This is a genomic window from Modestobacter altitudinis (genome assembly GCF_005930475.1).
GTDB lineage: Bacteria > Actinomycetota > Actinomycetes > Mycobacteriales > Geodermatophilaceae > Modestobacter > Modestobacter altitudinis.
Window position 1 is genome coordinate 1 of record NZ_SJEW01000018.1, and the last position, 17,085, is coordinate 17,085.

General features: G+C 72.7%; 13 protein-coding genes. 10 read left to right on the top strand and 3 right to left on the bottom strand.

The window, feature by feature from the left end; all coding sequences use genetic code 11:
* The 8 genes from FHL79_RS09010 to FHL79_RS09045 all read left to right on the top strand — a co-directional run.
* A partial coding sequence (locus FHL79_RS09010; RefSeq protein ID WP_342777098.1) for a TetR/AcrR family transcriptional regulator occupies positions 1–550 on the top strand: 550 nt, incomplete at its 5' end.
* Between the two features lie 159 nt (positions 551–709).
* A complete protein-coding gene (locus FHL79_RS09015) occupies positions 710–1,963 on the top strand; it encodes a DUF4032 domain-containing protein (RefSeq protein ID WP_138758273.1) in 1,254 nt (417 codons plus the stop codon).
* A gap of 174 nt (positions 1,964–2,137) precedes the next feature.
* Complete coding sequence (locus FHL79_RS09020; RefSeq protein ID WP_138758274.1) at positions 2,138–3,376, top strand: extracellular solute-binding protein; 1,239 nt, start codon at positions 2,138–2,140, stop codon at positions 3,374–3,376.
* Positions 3,377–3,449: 73 nt separating this feature from the next.
* A complete protein-coding gene (locus FHL79_RS09025) occupies positions 3,450–4,412 on the top strand; it encodes a carbohydrate ABC transporter permease (RefSeq protein WP_138758275.1) in 963 nt (320 codons plus the stop codon).
* Positions 4,412–5,245, top strand: coding sequence for a carbohydrate ABC transporter permease (locus tag FHL79_RS09030; protein WP_138758276.1), 834 nt, complete (start codon positions 4,412–4,414; stop codon positions 5,243–5,245). The genes FHL79_RS09025 and FHL79_RS09030 overlap by 1 nt, the downstream gene beginning before the upstream one ends.
* A 43-nt stretch (positions 5,246–5,288) precedes the next feature.
* Positions 5,289–6,605 (top strand): ABC transporter ATP-binding protein, encoded by a 1,317-nt coding sequence (locus tag FHL79_RS09035; RefSeq protein WP_138758277.1) that lies wholly within the window; start codon positions 5,289–5,291, stop codon positions 6,603–6,605.
* Positions 6,606–6,729: 124 nt separating this feature from the next.
* On the top strand, positions 6,730–8,358 hold the full coding sequence (pgi, locus tag FHL79_RS09040; RefSeq protein WP_138758278.1) for a glucose-6-phosphate isomerase: 1,629 nt from the start codon (positions 6,730–6,732) through the stop codon (positions 8,356–8,358).
* Positions 8,359–8,576: 218 nt separating this feature from the next.
* Positions 8,577–9,419: a PspA/IM30 family protein gene (locus FHL79_RS09045; RefSeq protein WP_138758279.1), complete on the top strand. Its 843-nt coding sequence runs from the start codon at positions 8,577–8,579 to the stop codon at positions 9,417–9,419.
* A gap of 104 nt (positions 9,420–9,523) precedes the next feature.
* Here FHL79_RS09045 and FHL79_RS09050 read toward each other — a convergent pair whose 3' ends face one another.
* Complete coding sequence (locus FHL79_RS09050; protein WP_138758280.1) at positions 9,524–10,375, bottom strand: DNA-formamidopyrimidine glycosylase family protein; 852 nt, start codon at positions 10,373–10,375, stop codon at positions 9,524–9,526.
* Between the two features lie 64 nt (positions 10,376–10,439).
* Positions 10,440–11,294 carry a DNA-formamidopyrimidine glycosylase family protein gene (locus FHL79_RS09055; protein ID WP_138758281.1) on the bottom strand — a complete coding sequence of 285 codons (855 nt, stop codon included), beginning with the start codon at positions 11,292–11,294 and terminating at the stop codon, positions 10,440–10,442.
* A 182-nt stretch (positions 11,295–11,476) separates the two neighbouring features.
* On the opposite strand from FHL79_RS09055, the gene FHL79_RS09060 reads away from it, so the two are divergent.
* Positions 11,477–12,055, top strand: a complete 579-nt coding sequence (locus tag FHL79_RS09060) for an antibiotic biosynthesis monooxygenase (protein ID WP_138758335.1) — start codon at positions 11,477–11,479, stop codon at positions 12,053–12,055.
* Between the two features lie 36 nt (positions 12,056–12,091).
* On the opposite strand, the gene FHL79_RS09065 is transcribed toward FHL79_RS09060, so the two are convergent.
* A complete protein-coding gene (locus FHL79_RS09065) occupies positions 12,092–16,714 on the bottom strand; it encodes an ATP-dependent helicase (RefSeq protein WP_138758282.1) in 4,623 nt (1,540 codons plus the stop codon).
* 133 nt (positions 16,715–16,847) lie between these two features.
* Here FHL79_RS09065 and FHL79_RS09070 point away from each other — a divergent pair, with 133 nt between their 5' ends.
* On the top strand, positions 16,848–17,072 hold the full coding sequence (locus tag FHL79_RS09070) for a KTSC domain-containing protein (RefSeq protein ID WP_138758283.1): 225 nt from the start codon (positions 16,848–16,850) through the stop codon (positions 17,070–17,072).
* The last annotated feature ends 13 nt before the right edge of the window (positions 17,073–17,085 follow it).

Below are 17,085 nucleotides of genomic sequence, written 5' to 3' on the forward strand. Positions count from 1 at the left end.
CCCCCGCCCCACCGCGGTGACGCCGCGCGACCCCCGCCGTCCGCTCAGCCGGCCCGGCGTGGCGATGAGCCGCACCCGCCGCGGCCTGCTCACCGGAGCCCGCAGCGCGTTCGCCGAGCGCGGGCTGAAGAAGACGACGATGCAGCACGTCGCCGCCGCGGCCGGGGTCGCCAAGGCCACCCTGTACAACCACTTCCGCACCAAGGACGACGTCGCGCAGGCGCTGGTCGCCTTCGAGCTCGACCGGCTGGCCGCACTGGCCGCCGAGCTCCCGCTGACCGTCGCGGTGCCCGCGCTGGCCGAGGAGGTCGGCGCCCACCCGGTGCTGCGCCGGCTGGCCGAGACCGAGCCGGAGACGCTGGTGCAGATGATGGGGCTGGACGCCGAGCGGTGGGGCGACGTCGTCCTCACCCTCGCCTCCGCGCTGCGGATCAGCCGCCCCGAGGCCGAGCTGGTCTGCCGGTGGCTGCTGGGCCTGGTGCTGCAGCCGGGCACGGCGCCGGAGCGGGCCGCGCAGGCCGCCGTCGTCACCGGGCAGCTCATCGGCTGAGGCGAGCAGCTGCGACGGCCGTCCGGCCCGCGCGTGGGTCGGCCGGGCGGCCGCGCCGTGTCCGGGCCACACCGAGCGGCCGGACATGGCATCGTGGCGCCACGCCGCGAGCAGCGCCGGCGCCGAGGGGCCCCGGCCGAGCGACTCCCGGAGGGCGTGATGCGGTACCTGTTCCGGCCCCCGGCCGCCGAGGCCGCCGGGCTGCTGGCCCTCCCGTGGCACCAGCCGCTGGAGGACTGGGACCCCGACCTGCTGCTCGAGGTCCCACAGCGCGGCATCTCCCGGCACGTCGTGCGCTTCACCGTCTCCGAGGGCCGGGTCTACGCCCTCAAGGAGATCAGCGAGTCGCTCGCCCGGCACGAGTACGCGCTGCTCGCGGAGTTCGAGGAAGAGGGGCTGCCCTCGGTCTCGGTGCTGGGCATCTGCGTCGACCGGCCGGGCGAGCAGGACGCCATCCTGGTGACCCGGTACCTCGAGTACTCGATGTCCTACCGGTACGTCTTCAGCGGACCGCGGGCGGCCCACTCACCCGACCGGCTGCTGGACACCCTCGCGCAGCTGCTCGTGCGGCTGCACCTGGCCGGCGTGTACTGGGGTGACTGCTCGCTGTCCAACACCCTGTTCCGCCTCGACGCCGGTGCGTTCACCGCCTACCTGGTCGACGCCGAGACCGCCGAGCGTCATCCGACCCTGTCCGCCAGGATGCGCGCCTACGACGTCGACCTGGCCCGCGAACGGGTCGGGGCCGAGTTGATGGACCTGCAGGCCGGCGAACTGCTGCCGCCGGACATCGACCCGATCGAGGTCGCCGACGGCCTGGCCGGCCGCTACGCAGCGCTGTGGGAGGAGGTGACCCGCGAGGAGGTCTTCCGGCTCGACGAGCAGGCCTACCGGGTGGCCGAACGCCTGCAGCGGATCAACGACCTCGGTTTCGACGTCGGCGAGGTGGAGCTGGTGACCTCGCCGGAGGGCGCCCGGCTCCGGGTGGAGACCCGGGTGTCCGAGCCGGGGCAGCAGCGCCACGAGCTGTTCCGGCTCACCGGCCTGGAGGTGCAGGAGAACCAGGCCCGGCGGCTGCTCAACGACCTGTGGTCCTACCGTGCCTACCTCGAGCAGCGGACCGGCAAGCCGGTGCCCGAGGCGGTGGCCGGACGACGCTGGCTCGCCGAGGTCTACCACCCCGTGGTCGGCATCATCCCGGACGAGCTCGTCGGCCGGCTGGAGCCCGCGGAGGTCTTCCACGAGGTGCTCGAGCACCGGTGGTTCCTGTCCGAACGGGCGGGCTTCGACGTCGGCACCTGGGCGGCCGCGCGCTCCTACGTCCAGCACGAACTGCCGCGCACACCAGCGGTGATGACCACGCCGTCGGTCATCGCAGATCGCGGGACGGTCACAGCCCTGGCCTCCGATTGACACAGCCTGTGAGCCGGGCCACGCTCCATGATCCGAGGCGACGACGGAGTCGCTGTTCGCCAACGGAGGCTGATGACGGTGCCCAGCGCTCGCCTTGTCCGAGGGACCAGCCGAGGGGCGGGACGACGCCGACGCGCGCTGGCGGGCGCAGCTGCGGCGGCCGTCCTGTCGTCCGTGCTGGCCGCTTGCGGGAGTGACGGCGGCGGCGTCCCGACGCTCACCTGGTACACCAACCCGGACTCCGGTGGGCAGGCCGAGATCGCCGCGCGGTGCACCGAGGCCGCAGGGGGCAGGTACCGGATCACCACCTCGGTGCTGCCCCGGCAGGCCGGCGAGCAGCGCGAGCAGCTGATCCGCCGGCTGGCGGCCAACGACGACTCGATCGACATCATGAGCCTGGACCCGCCGTTCATCCCCGAGTTCGCCCAGGCCGGCTTCCTGGCCCCCGTGCCCGAGGACGTCGCGCAGCGGGTCACCGAGGACGTGGTGGAGAGCGCCATCGAGGGCTCGACCTGGGACGACGAGCTCGTCGCCGTCCCGTGGTGGGCCAACACCCAGCTGCTCTGGTACCGCAAGTCCGTCGCCGAGGCCGCCGGGCTGGACATGACCCAGCCGGTCACCTGGGACCAGCTGATCACCGCCGCCCAGGACCAGGGCAAGCTGCTCGGCGTGCAGGGGGCGCGAGCCGAGTCCCTCACCGTGTGGTTCAACGCGCTCATCGAGTCCGCCGGCGGGTCGATCATCGCCGAGAACTCCACCGACCCGGACGGGATCGTGCTGGGCCTGACCTCCGACGCCGGCATCCGCGCCACCGAGGTCATGCGGGACGTCTCCCGCAGCGGCCAGGCGGGGGCCGCGCTGTCCACCGCGACGGAGGACACCACGGCAACCGGCTTCGAGGGTCCCGACGCCGGCTTCCAGGTCAACTACCCGTTCGTCTGGGGACGGGCGCTGGCCGCCGTCGAAGCCGGGACGATGGAGCAGTCCGTCCCCGACGACTTCGGCTGGGCGCTGTACCCGCAGGTCGACGAGGGCACCGAGAGCGCGCCGCCGTACGGCGGGATCAACCTCGGCATCGGCGCCTTCAGCCAGCACGTCGACCTCGCCTATGAGGCGACCGAGTGCATCACCACGACCGAGAACCAGGCGTACTACATGACGACCAACGGCAACCCGGCCTCGGACGTCGCGGTGTACGACGACCCCGAGGTGCAGAAGGTCTTCCCGATGGCGGACACGATCCTGCAGTCGCTCGACCAGGCGGCCCCTCGACCGCAGACGCCGTACTACAGCGAGGTCTCCGGCGGGCTCCAGCGCGAGTACCACCCGACCAGCTCGGTCGACCCGGACTCCACCCCGCAGCGGGCGACCGACTTCATCACCGCCGTCCTCAAGAAGGAGCAGCTGCTGTGAGCGAGCTCGCCAGCGATCCCAGGGGCACAGCAGCACCGCGAACGCGGACGACGAGCGCCAGCGAGGAGTCGCAGTGAGCACCACGACGCTCCCACCGACGGAGAAGTCGGCGCCGGTCTCCGCGCCCAAGGGCACCACCAGCGACCGGGCGCGCAGCGAGCGCAAGCTCGGCTGGCTGCTGGCCGGCCCGGCGCTGCTGGTGATGCTGCTGGTCACCGCCTACCCGATCCTGCAGGCGGTGTACGACTCGCTGTTCGACTACCGGCTCACCGACCCGGAGAACCGGGCGTTCAACGGCTTGTCGAACTACCTCGTGATCCTCACCGACAGCACCTGGTGGATCTCGATCGGCGTCACCGTGTTCATCACCGTGGTCACCGTCGCGGTCGAGCTCGTGCTGGGCTTCGCCCTGGCCTTCGTGATGGCCAAGGCGCTGAGCTCCATCCGGCCGGTGCTGCGCGCGGCGATCCTCATCCCGTACGCGGTGATCACCGTGGTGTCGGCGTTCGCCTGGAAGTTCGCCTTCGCCATCGACACCGGCTTCGTCAACAAGTGGTTCGGCTGGTTGCCGGGGATCAGCGGGGACACCGACTGGTTCGGTGGCCAGTGGTCGGCGCTCTTCGTCGTCTGCGTCGCCGAGATCTGGAAGACGACGCCGTTCATCTCGCTGCTCCTGCTGGCCGGGCTGGCCCAGGTCCCCGAGGTCCTGCAGGAGGCGGCCAAGGTCGACGGCGCCACCTGGTGGCAGCGGCTGCGCAAGGTGACGCTGCCGAACATGAAGGCCGCGATCATGGTCGCGGTGCTCTTCCGCACCCTCGACGCCTTCCGCGTCTTCGACAGCATCTTCGTGATGACGGCGGGGGCCAACCGGACCGAGTCGGTGTCGTTCCTCGCCTACCGGCAGACCATCAGCCGGCTGGAGATCGGCCTGGGGTCGGCGGTCTCGGTGCTGCTCTTCCTCGTCGTGGTGGGGATAGCCGCGTTGTTCATCAAGGGCTTCAAGGTCGACCTGGCCCAGGCGAGGGGTGAGGGCTGATGTCCCGCAAGGAGAAGAACTGGTGGATCGTCGCCGGCGTCCTGATCGTCATCTACGCGCTGTTCCCGGTCGCCTGGATCGTGTCGCTGTCGTTCAAGGCGCCCAGTGACCTGACCAACGGACAGTTCCTGCCCACCGACGCGACGTCGGAGAACTACAAGGGGATCTTCACCGGCGCCGGCGGCGACCTGTTCCTGCCTGCCCTGCGCAACTCCTTCGGCATCTGCCTCATCGCGACGCTGATCTCCTGCATCCTCGCGATGTTCGCCGCCTACGCGATCGCCCGGCTGGACTTCCCGGGCAAGAAGTTCATCCTCGGCACGGCGCTCGCGGTGGCGATCTTCCCGGTCATCTCGATCGTGACGCCGCTGTTCAACCTGTGGCGCAACATCGGCCTCTACGACACCTGGCCGGGTCTGATCATCCCGTACCTGTCACTGACCCTGCCGATCTCCATCTGGACGATGTCGGCGTTCTTCCGGGAGATCCCCTGGGAGATGGAGCAGGCCGCTCAGGTCGACGGGGCGACGACGTGGCAGGCGTTCCGCAAGGTGATCGTGCCGCTGGCCGCACCGGGCGTCTTCACCACGGCGATCATCGCGTTCTTCATCGCCTGGAACGACTTCATCTACGGCATCTCGCTGACCTCGACCAGCGCGTCCCGGCCGGTGCCGGCGGCGCTCGGACTGTTCTCCGGCGCCTCCCAGTTCGAGGACCCCACCGGGGTGATCGCGGCGGCCGCGGTCATCGTGACCATCCCGGTCGTCGTCCTGGTCCTGCTGTTCCAGCGGCGCATCGTCGCCGGTCTCACCAACGGCGCTGTGAAGGGCTGACCCTGATGCGCACCCGAACCGACCTCCCGGAGGGGAAGAACTGATGGCCGAGATCCAGATGGACCACATCGTCAAGCAGTACGGCGACGGCTTCCCGGCGGTGAACGACGTCAGCCTCGACATCGCCGACGGGGAGTTCATGATCCTGGTCGGACCGTCCGGCTGCGGGAAGTCCACGCTGCTGCGGATGATCGTCGGGCTGGAGGACATCACCAGCGGCGACATGGTCATCGGCGGCAAGCGGGTCAACGACAAGGCCCCGCGGGAGCGCAACCTGTCGATGGTCTTCCAGAACTACGCGCTCTACCCGCACCTCACCGTCTTCGAGAACATCGCCTTCCCGCTCCGGCTGGCGAAGATGGACGACGGCGAGGTGCGTCGCCGGGTCAACGAGGCGGCCGACGTCCTGGAGCTGCACGAGCACCTGGAGCGCAAGCCGGCCAACCTCTCCGGTGGCCAGCGCCAGCGGGTCGCCATGGGCCGGGCCATCGTCCGGCAGGCGGAGGCGTTCCTCTTCGACGAGCCGTTGTCCAACCTCGACGCCAAGCTGCGCGGCCAGATGCGCACGGAGATCTCCCGGTTGCAGCGCCGGCTGGGCATCACCACCGTCTACGTCACCCACGACCAGACCGAGGCGATGACCCTCGGCGACCGGGTCTGCGTGCTGCGCAAGGGGAAGATCCAGCAGGTCGCCTCACCGCGTGAGCTCTACGACCAGCCGGTCAACCTGTTCGTCGCCGGGTTCATCGGCTCGCCGCCGATGAACTTCCTGCCCGCCCGGCTGGAGGGTCGCTCGCTGTCGACGCCGTTCGGTCCGGTCGAGCTCGATGACAAGCGGGCTGCCGCGGTGGCCGGCCGGGAGCTGCTGCTGGTCGGGATCCGGCCGGAGTACTTCGAGGACGCCTCGCTGGTCGATGACGCGAAGCGGCCGCTGGGCTCGGTGTTCCGGGCCCGGGTCGACGTCACCGAGTGGCTCGGTGACCAGCAGTACGCCTACATCCCCTACGAGGCGCCGGAGGAGATCACCAACCAGCTGCGGGCACTGTCCCGCGAGCTGGACGCCGAGGAGCTGCGCACCCAGGCGATCGTGTCGATCGACTCGACCAGCCGGATCCGGGAGGGCCGGGAGGCCGAGTTCTGGCTGGACAGCCGGAAGGTGCACGTCTTCGACCCGAGCACCGGGGAGAACCTCACCCGCGACGCCGAGGCCGGTGCCGCACTGACCCGGATGGCGGCGGAGGACCGCGAGGAGCAGATCGCCGGGTCCGCCGGCGGCCGCAGCTCCGGTGGCATGGGCACCTCCTCCTCCGGCGGTGCGGGGACGAGCTCGGGTGGCGCCCGCGCGGCGGGCGCCGCCTGAGCTGCCTGCCGGACCCCCGGGCGCGACCGGCATGATCACGCCCGGGGGTTTGTGCTGCGGTCGAGCTGCGCACCTGTCCCCGTAGAGCCACCCGTGGACAGCGGAGCCCGACCCTGGAGGCAGCATGGACATCACCGCGACCGACGAGTGGGCCGCACTGGTCGACCACCACCGCGAGATCAGCGCCCGGACCCTGCGCGAGCTGTTCGCCGAGGACCCGGGGCGCGCGCAGCGGCTGACCGGCACCGCCGGTGACCTCTACCTGGACTGGTCCAAGCACCGGGTCACCGACGAGACGGTGCAGCTGCTGCTGGCGCTGGCGGAGAAGGCCGGCGTGCCCGGGCGGATCGAGGCGATGTTCCGCGGCGAGCACATCAACGTCACCGAGGACCGGGCCGTGCTGCACGTCGCGCTGCGGGCACCGGAGTCGGCGCCGCTGATCGTCGACGGCCAGGACGTCACCGCCGACGTGCACGCGGTGCTGGCCAAGATGCGGAGCTTCGCCGACCGGGTGCGGTCGGGGGAGTGGAAGGGGCACACCGGCGAGCGCATCACCGCCGTGGTCAACATCGGCATCGGTGGCTCCGACCTCGGTCCGGCGATGGCGTACACGGCACTGGCCGACTACAGCGACCGCGGGATCACCGCCCGCTTCGTCTCCAACATCGACCCGACCGACTTCTTCGAGAAGACCCGGGACCTCGACCCGGCGACGACGATGTTCGTCGTCTGCTCCAAGACCTTCACCACCCTGGAGACGCTGACCAACGCCACCGTCGCCCGCGACTGGCTGCTCGCGGCACTGGGCGACGACTCGGCGGTGGCCAAGCACTTCGTGGCCGTCTCCACCAACACCGACGCGGTCGCCGAGTTCGGCATCGACCCCGAGAACATGTTCGAGTTCTGGGACTGGGTGGGTGGCCGGTACTCCTTCACCTCGGCGGTCGGCCTGTCGCTGATGGTGGCGATCGGACCCGACGGCTACGACGAGATGCTCGCCGGCTTCCACACCGTCGACGAGCACTTCCGGACCGCGCCGCCGACGGAGAACCTGCCGTTGCTGCAGGGTCTGCTCAACGTCTGGTACACGAACTTCTTCGGCTCGCAGACCCACGCCGTGCTGCCCTACAGCCAGTACCTGTCCCGGCTGCCGGCCTATCTGCAGCAGCTGACCATGGAGAGCAACGGCAAGTCCGTCCGCTGGGACGGGGAACCGGTGACGACGTCGACCGGCGAGGTCTACTGGGGCGAGCCGGGCACCAACGGCCAGCACGCCTTCCACCAGCTGCTGCACCAGGGGACGTCGCTGATCCCGGCGGACTTCATCGGGTTCGGCGAGCCCAACCACGACATCGGCGAGATGCACGACCTGCTGATGGCCAACCTGTTCGCGCAGAGCGCCGTGCTGGCGTTCGGCCGGACCGCGGAGGAGGTGGCCGCCGAGGGGACCGCCGCCGACGTCGTCCCGCACAAGGTGATGCCGGGCAACCGGCCCTCGACGACGGTGCTGGCGCCCAAGCTCACCCCCGGCACGCTGGGCCAGCTGATCGCCTTCTACGAGCACACGGTCTTCACCGAGGGGGCGATCTGGCAGATCGACTCCTTCGACCAGTGGGGTGTCGAGCTGGGCAAGGTGATGGCCCGCCAGCTCGGTCCCGCGCTGACCAGTGACGAGGCGCCGGAGATGGACCAGGACGCCTCCACGGTGGCGCTGGTCCGGCACTACCGGCAGCTGCGCGGCCGCAAGGTCTAGCCGCGCCGGGCCGTCCCCCGGGATCAGCTGAGCTGATCGTCCGTGCTCCTGGCTCACCGTGTGCGCCGAGCCAGGAGCACGTCGGGTGAGCCAGGACGGGCCAGGGACGGTCCGCTGTGGCTGGCCGGGTGCGCGGCCTGGGACGATGATCGAGACAGCGTCGCCCGCGTTGCCCGACCCGCCGCCCGGTGGGTGAGGGCGCCGGACCAGGAGGAGCCATGCCGAACCCGTTCGTGAAGCTGTGGAAGTACCTGACGGCCTCGGCCAACCAGCAGATCGACCAGCGGGCCGACCCGAAGATCCAGATCGCCCAGGCGATCGAGGCGGAGCAGAACCGGCACCAGTCGCTGGCCAACCAGGCCGCGGCCGTGCTGGGCAACCAGCGGCAGCTGGAGATGCGGCTCAACCGCCAGCTCGGCGAGGTGGAGAAGCTGCAGTCCTCCGCCCGCCAGGCGCTCGCGCTCGCCGACCAGACGCGGGCCAAGGGCGATGCGGCGAAGGCCTCGGAGTACGAGCAGGCCGCGCAGGCCTTCGCCACCCAGCTGGTCAGCGCCGAGCAGGCGATGGAGGACCTCAAGCGCAGCCACGACGAGGCGCTGCAGGCCGCCGAGCAGGCCAAGGGCGCGGTCGAGACCAGCCGGATGCGGCTGCAGTCGACGCTGGCCGAGCGGACCAAGCTGATGTCCCAGCTGGAGCAGGCGAAGATGCAGGAGCAGGTCTCCGCCTCGCTCCGCCAGGTCAACGAGCTCTCCGCGCCGGGCAACACGCCCAACCTCGGGGAGGTCCGCGACAAGATCGAGGCCCGCTACGCCAACGCCCTGGGCCAGGCCGAGCTCGCGCAGAACTCGGTGGAAGGCCGGATGCTCGAGGTGCAGAAGGCGACCATCGACGTCGCCGGCGCCTCCCGGCTGGCCGAGATCCGCGCGGCCATGAGCGGCGGCACCCCGGCGATCAGCGGTAACCAGGCGGCCGGCGCGATCGAGCAGGGCACCCCGCCGGTGACCGGCCTCGGCGCCGAGACCCCGGCCGCCCAGCCGGCGGAGCGGCCCGACCCGGCATAGACGAAGGACCCCGGTGCCCCCACCGCTCGCGGCGGGACCCTGCACCAGGGCCTGGACCCGACGGCCGTCCCGCGCACCTGCGCGGGACGGCCGTCTGTCCTTCGTCAGGTGGCGGCGATCGACGCCGGGCGGCCGGGCTCCCCGGTGCGGGCCAGCGGGTCGATCGGGCTCCGCGCGGCCTGGCAGCTCGGGCACCAGTAGGTCACCCGTTCCTGGGTGTCCGGGCCCTGGTCGCCCAGCAGGATCGTGGTGCGGCAGCGGCGGCACGGCCGGCCCTTCCGGCCGAACACCCAGTGGTCCTCCCCGCGCTGGGTGGAGCCGGTGGTGCTCTGCTCGGGGTGGTCGCGGTTGGCCTGCATCAGGGTGCGGGCGCGGGTGACCAGGCCGGCCAGGTCGGGGACGTCGGCCACCCGGGTCCACGGGTGGGTGCGGGTCATGAACAGCGTCTCGACCTTGTAGAGGTTGCCGATGCCGGCCAGGTTGCGCTGGTCGAGGATGGCGACGCCGATCTGCTCGTCGGGGTGCGCGCGGAGCCGGCGCAGCGCCTCGTCCAGGTCCCAGTCCGGGCCCAGCACGTCGGGTCCGAGGTGGCCGACCAGCTCACCCTCGGCGCTGGTCGGGACGATCCGCATGTCGTGCAGCCGGTACCCGACGCAGTCCCACTCGTCGGTGCCCAGGACGGCCCGGATGCTGTGCGCGGGGCCGCCCCTCCAGGGTCTGCCCTTCCGGTAGATGTGCCAGCTGCCGTCCATCCGGTAGTGCGTGCGCAGGGTGCGGCCGTCGGCGAAGCGGGTGAGCATGTGCTTCCCGCGCGGCACGACCTCGGTGACGGTGACACCGGCGAGGTCGACGGTGGCCAGCTGCGGCACGCGCAGCTCGCCCTTGGTGAGCGTGGCGCCGGCCAGCGCGGTGTTCATCCGGTTGGCGGCCAACCAGACGGTGTCTCCCTCGGGCATCCCGCCATGATCCCTGCCTGCGCGCGCTCGTGCCGACCTGGTGCCGTCGGTGCCGGCCCGGTCGTCACTCGTAGCGGGCGCGGCGCGCCTCGGTGCCGGGCTCGCCGGTGCGGGCCCGGGGGTCGACCGGCGTGGGCGTTGCCTGGCACGTGGGGCACCACCAGGTGATCCGCTCCTGCAGGTCGGGTCCCTGGTCGCCGAGCAGGATCGGCGTCCGGCAGCGGCGGCAGGGCCGGCCCTTGCGGCCGGCGACCCAGTGGTCCTGCCCGCGGCGGGTCTCACCGGTGGTGCTCTGCGCAGGACGGCCGCGGTTGGCCAGCATCAGGGTGCGGGCGCGGGTGACCAGGCCGGCCAGGTCGGGGACGTCGGCCACCCGGGCCCACGGGTTCACACCGCTCAGGAACAGCGTCTCGACCTTGTAGAGGTTGCCGATGCCGGCCAGGTTGCGCTGGTCGAGGACAGCGACGCCGATCTGCTCGTCGGGGTGCGCGCGGAGCCGGCGCAGCGCCTCGTCCAGGTCCCAGTCCGGGCCCAGCACGTCGGGTCCGAGGTGGCCGACCAGCTCACCCTCGGCGCTGGTCGGGACGATCCGCATGTCGTGCAGCCGGTACCCGACGCAGTCCCACTCGTCGGTGGCCAGGACGGCCCGGATGCTGTGCGCGGGGCCGCCCCTCCAGGGTCTGCCCTTCCGGTAGATGTGCCAGCTGCCGTCCATCCGGTAGTGCGTGCGCAGGGTGCGGCCGTCGGCGAAGCGGGTGAGCATGTGCTTCCCGCGCGGCACGACCTCGGTGACCGTCGCCCCGGCGAGGTCGACGGCGGCCAGCTGCGGCACGCGCAGCTCACCCCGGCGCAACGTGGCACCGGCCAGCGCCGTGTTCATCCGCTGGGCGGCCAGCCAGACGGTGTCTCCCTCGGGCACGACGACCATGGTCCCCGGCGCAGTCGTTCCGTGCCCGGACCTCCGCGGTCCGGGGGTGGCCGGAAGCGGGCACCGGACCCTGGTGACGACCGTCCGGTCCCCCCGGAAGGGTGTGGCCAGCTGTGAGCGGGGTGACAGCCGGGAACAGCCCGCGCTCCGCCGGTGCTCGAGTGCCCGTGACCATGTCGACGCGACTGCGCAGCCTCACCAGCGCCCCGGCTCCGCAGCCGGTCACGGAGCCCGTCACGGTGACCGTGGCCCGGGTCGTGCGCCCGGAGCAGCAGGATGCGTTCGAGCGCTGGGCGGCCGAGATCCAGGAGCTGCTCGCCGGGTTCCCGGGCAACCTCGGTTCCTCGCTGCTCCGCCCTGGTCGGGGCAGCGACGAGTTCCACCTGGTCTTCCGGTTCACCGACGACGAGGCGCTGAGCGCCTGGGAGCGGTCGCCCGAGCGGGCCGAGGCCCTGGCGCGGGTGCACCAGCTGGTCGAGGACTCACGCACCGCCCGCGCGGTCGGCCTGGAGACCTTCTTCGCGGTGCCGGCCAAGCCCGGTCCGGCCTGGCGCAGCTGGCTGCTCACCGTCGCTGTCGTCCTGGCGATGACCACGACGTTCCAGCTGGTCGCCGTGCCGTTCGTCGGCGGCTGGCCGTGGGGCCTCCGACTGGTGGTGTCGGCGGTCTTCGTCGTGTCGGCGCTGCGGGTGCTGATGCCGCGGCTCAGCCGCTGGCTGGGTCCCTGGTTGCAGGGCTCGCGCCGCCGCTGACCTCAGCGCCGCGGGTCCAGCCGCCCGAGCGGGCGGTCAGCTGCGCAACCGCAGGCCCCGCGGGGTGGCCGCGAACCCGGCGGCCTGCAGCGCGGCGCTGAGCGGGCCGGACTCGTGCACCGAGGCGCCGTCGGCCTTCTGCACCGTCATCCGCCCGAGCGCCCCGGAGGCCACCGCGGACGACAGCGCCGTCGCGGCCTCCTTGAGCACCGTCTCGTCCTCGGTCCAGGACAGCAGCGTCTTGCCGCCCCGCTCCACGTACAGCACGAGCTCGCCGTCGACGAGCACCACCAGCGCGCCGGCCTTGCGCCCGGCCCGGTGCCCGGTCCTGCGGCTGCCGGTGCCCTCGCCGACGTCGATGCCCGCGACGGAGCCCTCCACGGACCCGTCGGCGGAGCCCACCGCCCGCTCGGGCCAGGGCAGGGCGGCGCCGTAGACGTTGGCCGGGTCGGTCGCGGCCAGGACGACCGGCCCGGCGGGCACCCGGTCGGGGCTGGCGAAGCTGCGCAGCCGGTCGATGGAGCCCGGCGTGCCGAACTGGGCCGCACCGAGGGTCTCCACGAAGTACCCGCGGCGGGCCCGGCCGTTCTCCTCGAACGCCCGCAGCACCGGGTACACCGCGGAGAACCCGCCGACCACCTGCTCGGCCTGCACCGCCCCGCGGGTCAGGACGCCGTGCCGCTCCAGCAGCGCCTCGCTCCGGGCGGTGGTCCGCTTGGTCGTGTTGCCCTCCAGGTCCGGCAGCCGCGACCAGCGGCCGGCCATCGCCGGCGGGCCGGTGCGGGTGGGCATCGCCGGCCGCCCGAGCCGGGTGCGGCCGTACCGGGTCCGGTCCAGCCGGGCGCGCGGAGCGGCGGGTTGCCGCTTGTGGGTGCCGCCGCCGGCCAGCCGCACCCGCAGCGGCGCCAGCGTGTCGTTGGTCAGCGCGCCGGCCCAGACGAGGTCCCAGATCTCCTCGGACAGGGCGGTGTCGTCGGTCGCGCCGACCCGGTCGGACAGCGACCGGAAGAACATCGCCTGACCGCCGGCGAGCTCTTCGAGCAGTGCCGCGCCGTACCCGCCCTCCACCGAGGCGGCCCCGGGGGGCTCGGGCAGCAGCAGCGGCGCCAGGTCGGCCGGCACGAGGGTCACCCAGCCGTCGCCGCCGGACAGCCCCCCGGCACCGGCCCACAGCACCTCGCCGGCGCTGGTCAGCTCGTCCAGCAGCGCGGGGGAGTAGTTCTGCACCCGCGACGGCAGCACCAGCGACTCCAGCGCCGACGCGGGCACCAGCGCGCCCGCCAGCTGCTCGACGACGGCGAGGACGCCGTCCACCCCGCGCATCCGGCCGCCCACCGACTGCCAGGACGGGGTGAAGCGGGCCAACGTCTCGATCGGGACCGGCTCGACCTCCTGGCGCAGCTTGGCCAGCGACCGCCGCCGGACCGACCGCAGCACCTCGGCGTCGCACCACTCCTGGCCGATACCGCCGGGCCGGAACTCGCCGGTGACCAGCCGACCGGTGCCGACCAGCCGCTGCACGGTGGCGGTGACGACGGCTACCCCCAGCCCCAGCCGGGCCGCGGCCTCGGGCGGCGCGAACGGGCCGTGGGTGCGGGCGAACCGGCCGATCAGGTCACCCAGCGGATCCGCGACCGGCTCGGTGAACGCCTCCGGGACCCCGACCGGCAGGGCCGTGCCCAGCGCGTCGCGGAGCCGGCCGGCGTCCTCGATGGCGACGTACCGCTGCTCCCCGGCGATCCGGACCACCAGGGCCCGCCGGGAGACGACCAGCTCCTCGAGCCACTCCGCCGGCACGCCCCGGGCCGCCGCCTCGGCCACGGTGAGGTCGCCCACCCCGCGCAGCAGGTCGCTGGCACCGTCGACGTCGCGAGGGTGCCGTTGCTCCGGGAGTCGCTGCAGCTCCGCCTCGACCTCGGCCATCGCGTCGGCGTCGAGCAGCTCGCGCAGCTCGGAGCGGCCCAGCAGCTCGGCCAGCAGCCCGGTGTCCAGGGCGAGTGCCTGGGCGCGGCGTTCGGCGAGCGGGGCGTCGCCCTCGTAGATGAACTGGCCGACGTAGCCGAACAGCAGGGACTGGGCGAACGGGGAGGCGGACTGGGTCTGCACGTCGACCACCCGCACCCGCCGGGCGCGCACGTCGCTCATCAGCTCGACCAGGCCCGGCACGTCGTAGACGTCCTGCAGCACCTCCCGGACCGCCTCCAGGGTGATCGGGAAGCCGGAGAACTCGCTGGCCACCGACAGCAGCTGGGCGGCCCGCTGCCGCTGCTGCCACAGCGGCGTCCGGCGCCGCGGGTCGCGCCGGGGGAGCAGCAGGGCCCGGGCGGCGCACTCGCGGAAGCGGCTGGCGAACAACGCCGAGTTGCCGACCTCGGCGGTCACCTCCCGCTCGACGTCGTCGGGGTCGAGGATCGCCAGGTCGGCCTCGGGGGCCTCACCGGTGGTGTCCGGGAGCCGGAGCACGATGCCGTCGTCGGAGTGCATGGAGGCGACGTCGACGCCGTAGCGCTCGCGCAGCCGGGAGGCCAGCACCAGCGCCCACGGGGCGTTGACCTGCGCGCCGAAGGGGGAGTGCACGACCAGCCGCCAGTCGCCCAGCTCGTCGCGGAACCGCTCGACCAGCAGCGTGCGGTCGTCGGGCAGGTGGCCGGTGGCCTGCTTCTGCTCGGCGAGGTAGGCGAACAGGTTGGCCGCGCCCCACTCGTCGAGACCGGCGGCGCGGGCCCGGTCGGTGCCGGCCTCTGGGGTGGCCGAGCCGACCTCGCGGAGGAACGCGCCGAGCGCGCGGCCGAGCTCCAGCGGCCGGCCGAGGGTGTCGCCGTGCCAGAACGGCATCTTCCCCGGCAGCCCGGGCGCGGGGGAGACCAGCACCCGGTCGTGGGTGATCTCCTCGATCCGCCAGGACGACGAGCCGAGCAGGAAGACGTCGCCGACCCGCGACTCGTAGACCATCTCCTCGTCGAGCTCGCCGACCCGCTTGCCGCCCTCACCCTTGCCGGAGACGAGGAAGACACCGAACAGGCCGCGGTCGGGGATGGTGCCGCCACTGGTGACCGCCAGCCGCTGGGCGCCGGCGCGCGCGGTGAGGGTGTCGGTGACCCGGTCCCAGGTCAGCCGCGGCCGCAGCTCGGCGAACGCGTCGGAGGGGTAGCGGCCGGCCAGCATGTCGAGCACCGCGTCCAGGGCGGAGTCCGGCAGCGCGGCGAACGCGGCGGACCGGCGCAGCACCCCGGCGACGTCGTCGACGGTGCGTGGCCGCTCGGACACCATGGCCACGATCTGCTGGGCCAGCACGTCCAGTGGGTTGCGCAGGTAGCGGGTGGACTCGATGGCGCCGGCCCGCATCCGCTCGGCGACGACGGCGCTCTGCACCAGGTCGCCGCGGAACTTCGGGAAGATGACCCCCTCGCTGACCGCGCCCACCTGGTGCCCGGCCCGGCCCACCCGCTGCAGGCCGGCGGCGACGTTGGGCGGGGACTCGACCTGGACGACGAGGTCGACCGCGCCCATGTCGATGCCGAGCTCGAGGGAGGACGTGGCCACGACGGCGGGCAGCTGGCCGGACTTCAGCGCCTCCTCGACGACGGCGCGCTGCTCGCGGGAGACCGAGCCGTGGTGCGCCGAGGCGACCGGCTTGACGTCGGCCGGCAGCCCGCCACCGGCGCCGGCCTGCGCCATCACGTCGGCGGGGTTCGCACCGTGCGGCAGCGGCTCCCCGGTGGCCCGTTCGTAGGCCAGCTCGTTGAGCCGGCTGGTGAGCCGTTCGGCCAGCCGGCGGGAGTTGGCGAACACGATGGTGCTGCGGTGGGACTGGATGAGGTCGAGCACCCGCTCCTCGACCGCCGGCCAGATCGACGTCCGCGGCTGGTTGCCGGCCGCGGACCCCTCCAGCTCACCGGTCGGCTGGCCGAGCTGGCTCATGTCCTCGACCGGGACGACGACCGACAGGTCCCACTGCTTGACCGACGGCGGAGCGACCACCTGCACCGGGCGGCCGCCGGCCAGGAAGGTGGACACCTCCTCGATGGGCCGCACGGTGGCCGACAGGCCGACCCGCTGGGCCGGCCGCTCCAGCAGCTCGTCGAGCCGGTCGAGGGAGACGGCCAGGTGGGCGCCGCGCTTGGTGCCGCAGACCGCGTGCACCTCGTCGAGGATCACCGTCTCCACCCCGCGCAGCGCCTCCCGCGCCTGGCTGGTGAGCAGCAGGAACAGCGACTCCGGGGTGGTGATCAGGATGTCCGGCGGGCGGCGGGCGAAGGTGCGGCGCTCGTCGGCCGGGGTGTCGCCGGAGCGGACGCCCACGGTGATCTCCGGCCGCGGCAGCCCGAGCCGGGCGGCGGCCTGGCCGATGCCGGTCAGCGGCGCCCGCAGGTTCCGCTCGACGTCGACCGCCAGTGCCTTGAGCGGGGAGACGTAGAGGACGCGGCAGCGGGCGAGCGGGTCCTCCGGGGGCGGGGTGGCGGCCAGCCGGTCCAGCGACGAGAGGAACGCCGCCAGTGTCTTGCCCGAACCGGTCGGTGCCACGACGAGGGCGTGCTCACCGCTGCTGATCGCCGCCCAGGCGCCCTCCTGGGCCGCCGTCGGCTGCTCGAAGGCACCGGTGAACCACGCCTGGGTCGGCGCGGAGAACCGGGTCAGAGCCGAGTCGGTGACGGACACGCCGTCCAGTGTCCACGCAGGTACGACAGTCCGCCCTGGGCCGAGCGGCGCTGGTCCTGGCATCGACATGTCGCCATCCGGGTCCGCGGGAATGACAATGGTGTGGTTCATCGTCGTCCCGGAGGAGGGAGCGATGCTGCGGCAGAGGGTCGAGTCGTCGAACATCGCCATGGTCGGTTACGACGAGGAGGAACAGGTCCTCGAGATCACCTTCCGGGACGGTCGCGTCTACCACTTCCTCGAGGTGCCGCCCGAGCGGGTGCTCTCGCTGCTGCGGGCCGAGAGCAAGGGCGGGTTCTTCAACCGCGAGATCAAGCCGGAGTTCGAGTACCGGGCTGTCGGTCGCCGCTGGGGTTGAGGCAGGGCACACG

Bases quoted from the DNA above. Each gene is read 5' to 3' on its own strand.
- FHL79_RS09015 (WP_138758273.1), top strand. From the start codon at position 710: ATGCGGTACCTGTTCCGGCCCCCGGCCGCCGAGGCCGCCGGGCTGCTG.
- FHL79_RS09030 (WP_138758276.1), top strand. From the start codon at position 4,412: ATGTCCCGCAAGGAGAAGAACTGGTGGATCGTCGCCGGCGTCCTGATC.
- FHL79_RS09035 (WP_138758277.1), top strand. From the start codon at position 5,289: ATGGCCGAGATCCAGATGGACCACATCGTCAAGCAGTACGGCGACGGC.
- pgi (WP_138758278.1), top strand. From the start codon at position 6,730: ATGGACATCACCGCGACCGACGAGTGGGCCGCACTGGTCGACCACCAC.
- FHL79_RS09045 (WP_138758279.1), top strand. From the start codon at position 8,577: ATGCCGAACCCGTTCGTGAAGCTGTGGAAGTACCTGACGGCCTCGGCC.
- FHL79_RS09050 (WP_138758280.1), bottom strand. From the start codon at position 10,375: ATGCCCGAGGGAGACACCGTCTGGTTGGCCGCCAACCGGATGAACACC.
- FHL79_RS09060 (WP_138758335.1), top strand. From the start codon at position 11,477: ATGTCGACGCGACTGCGCAGCCTCACCAGCGCCCCGGCTCCGCAGCCG.
- FHL79_RS09070 (WP_138758283.1), top strand. From the start codon at position 16,848: ATGCTGCGGCAGAGGGTCGAGTCGTCGAACATCGCCATGGTCGGTTAC.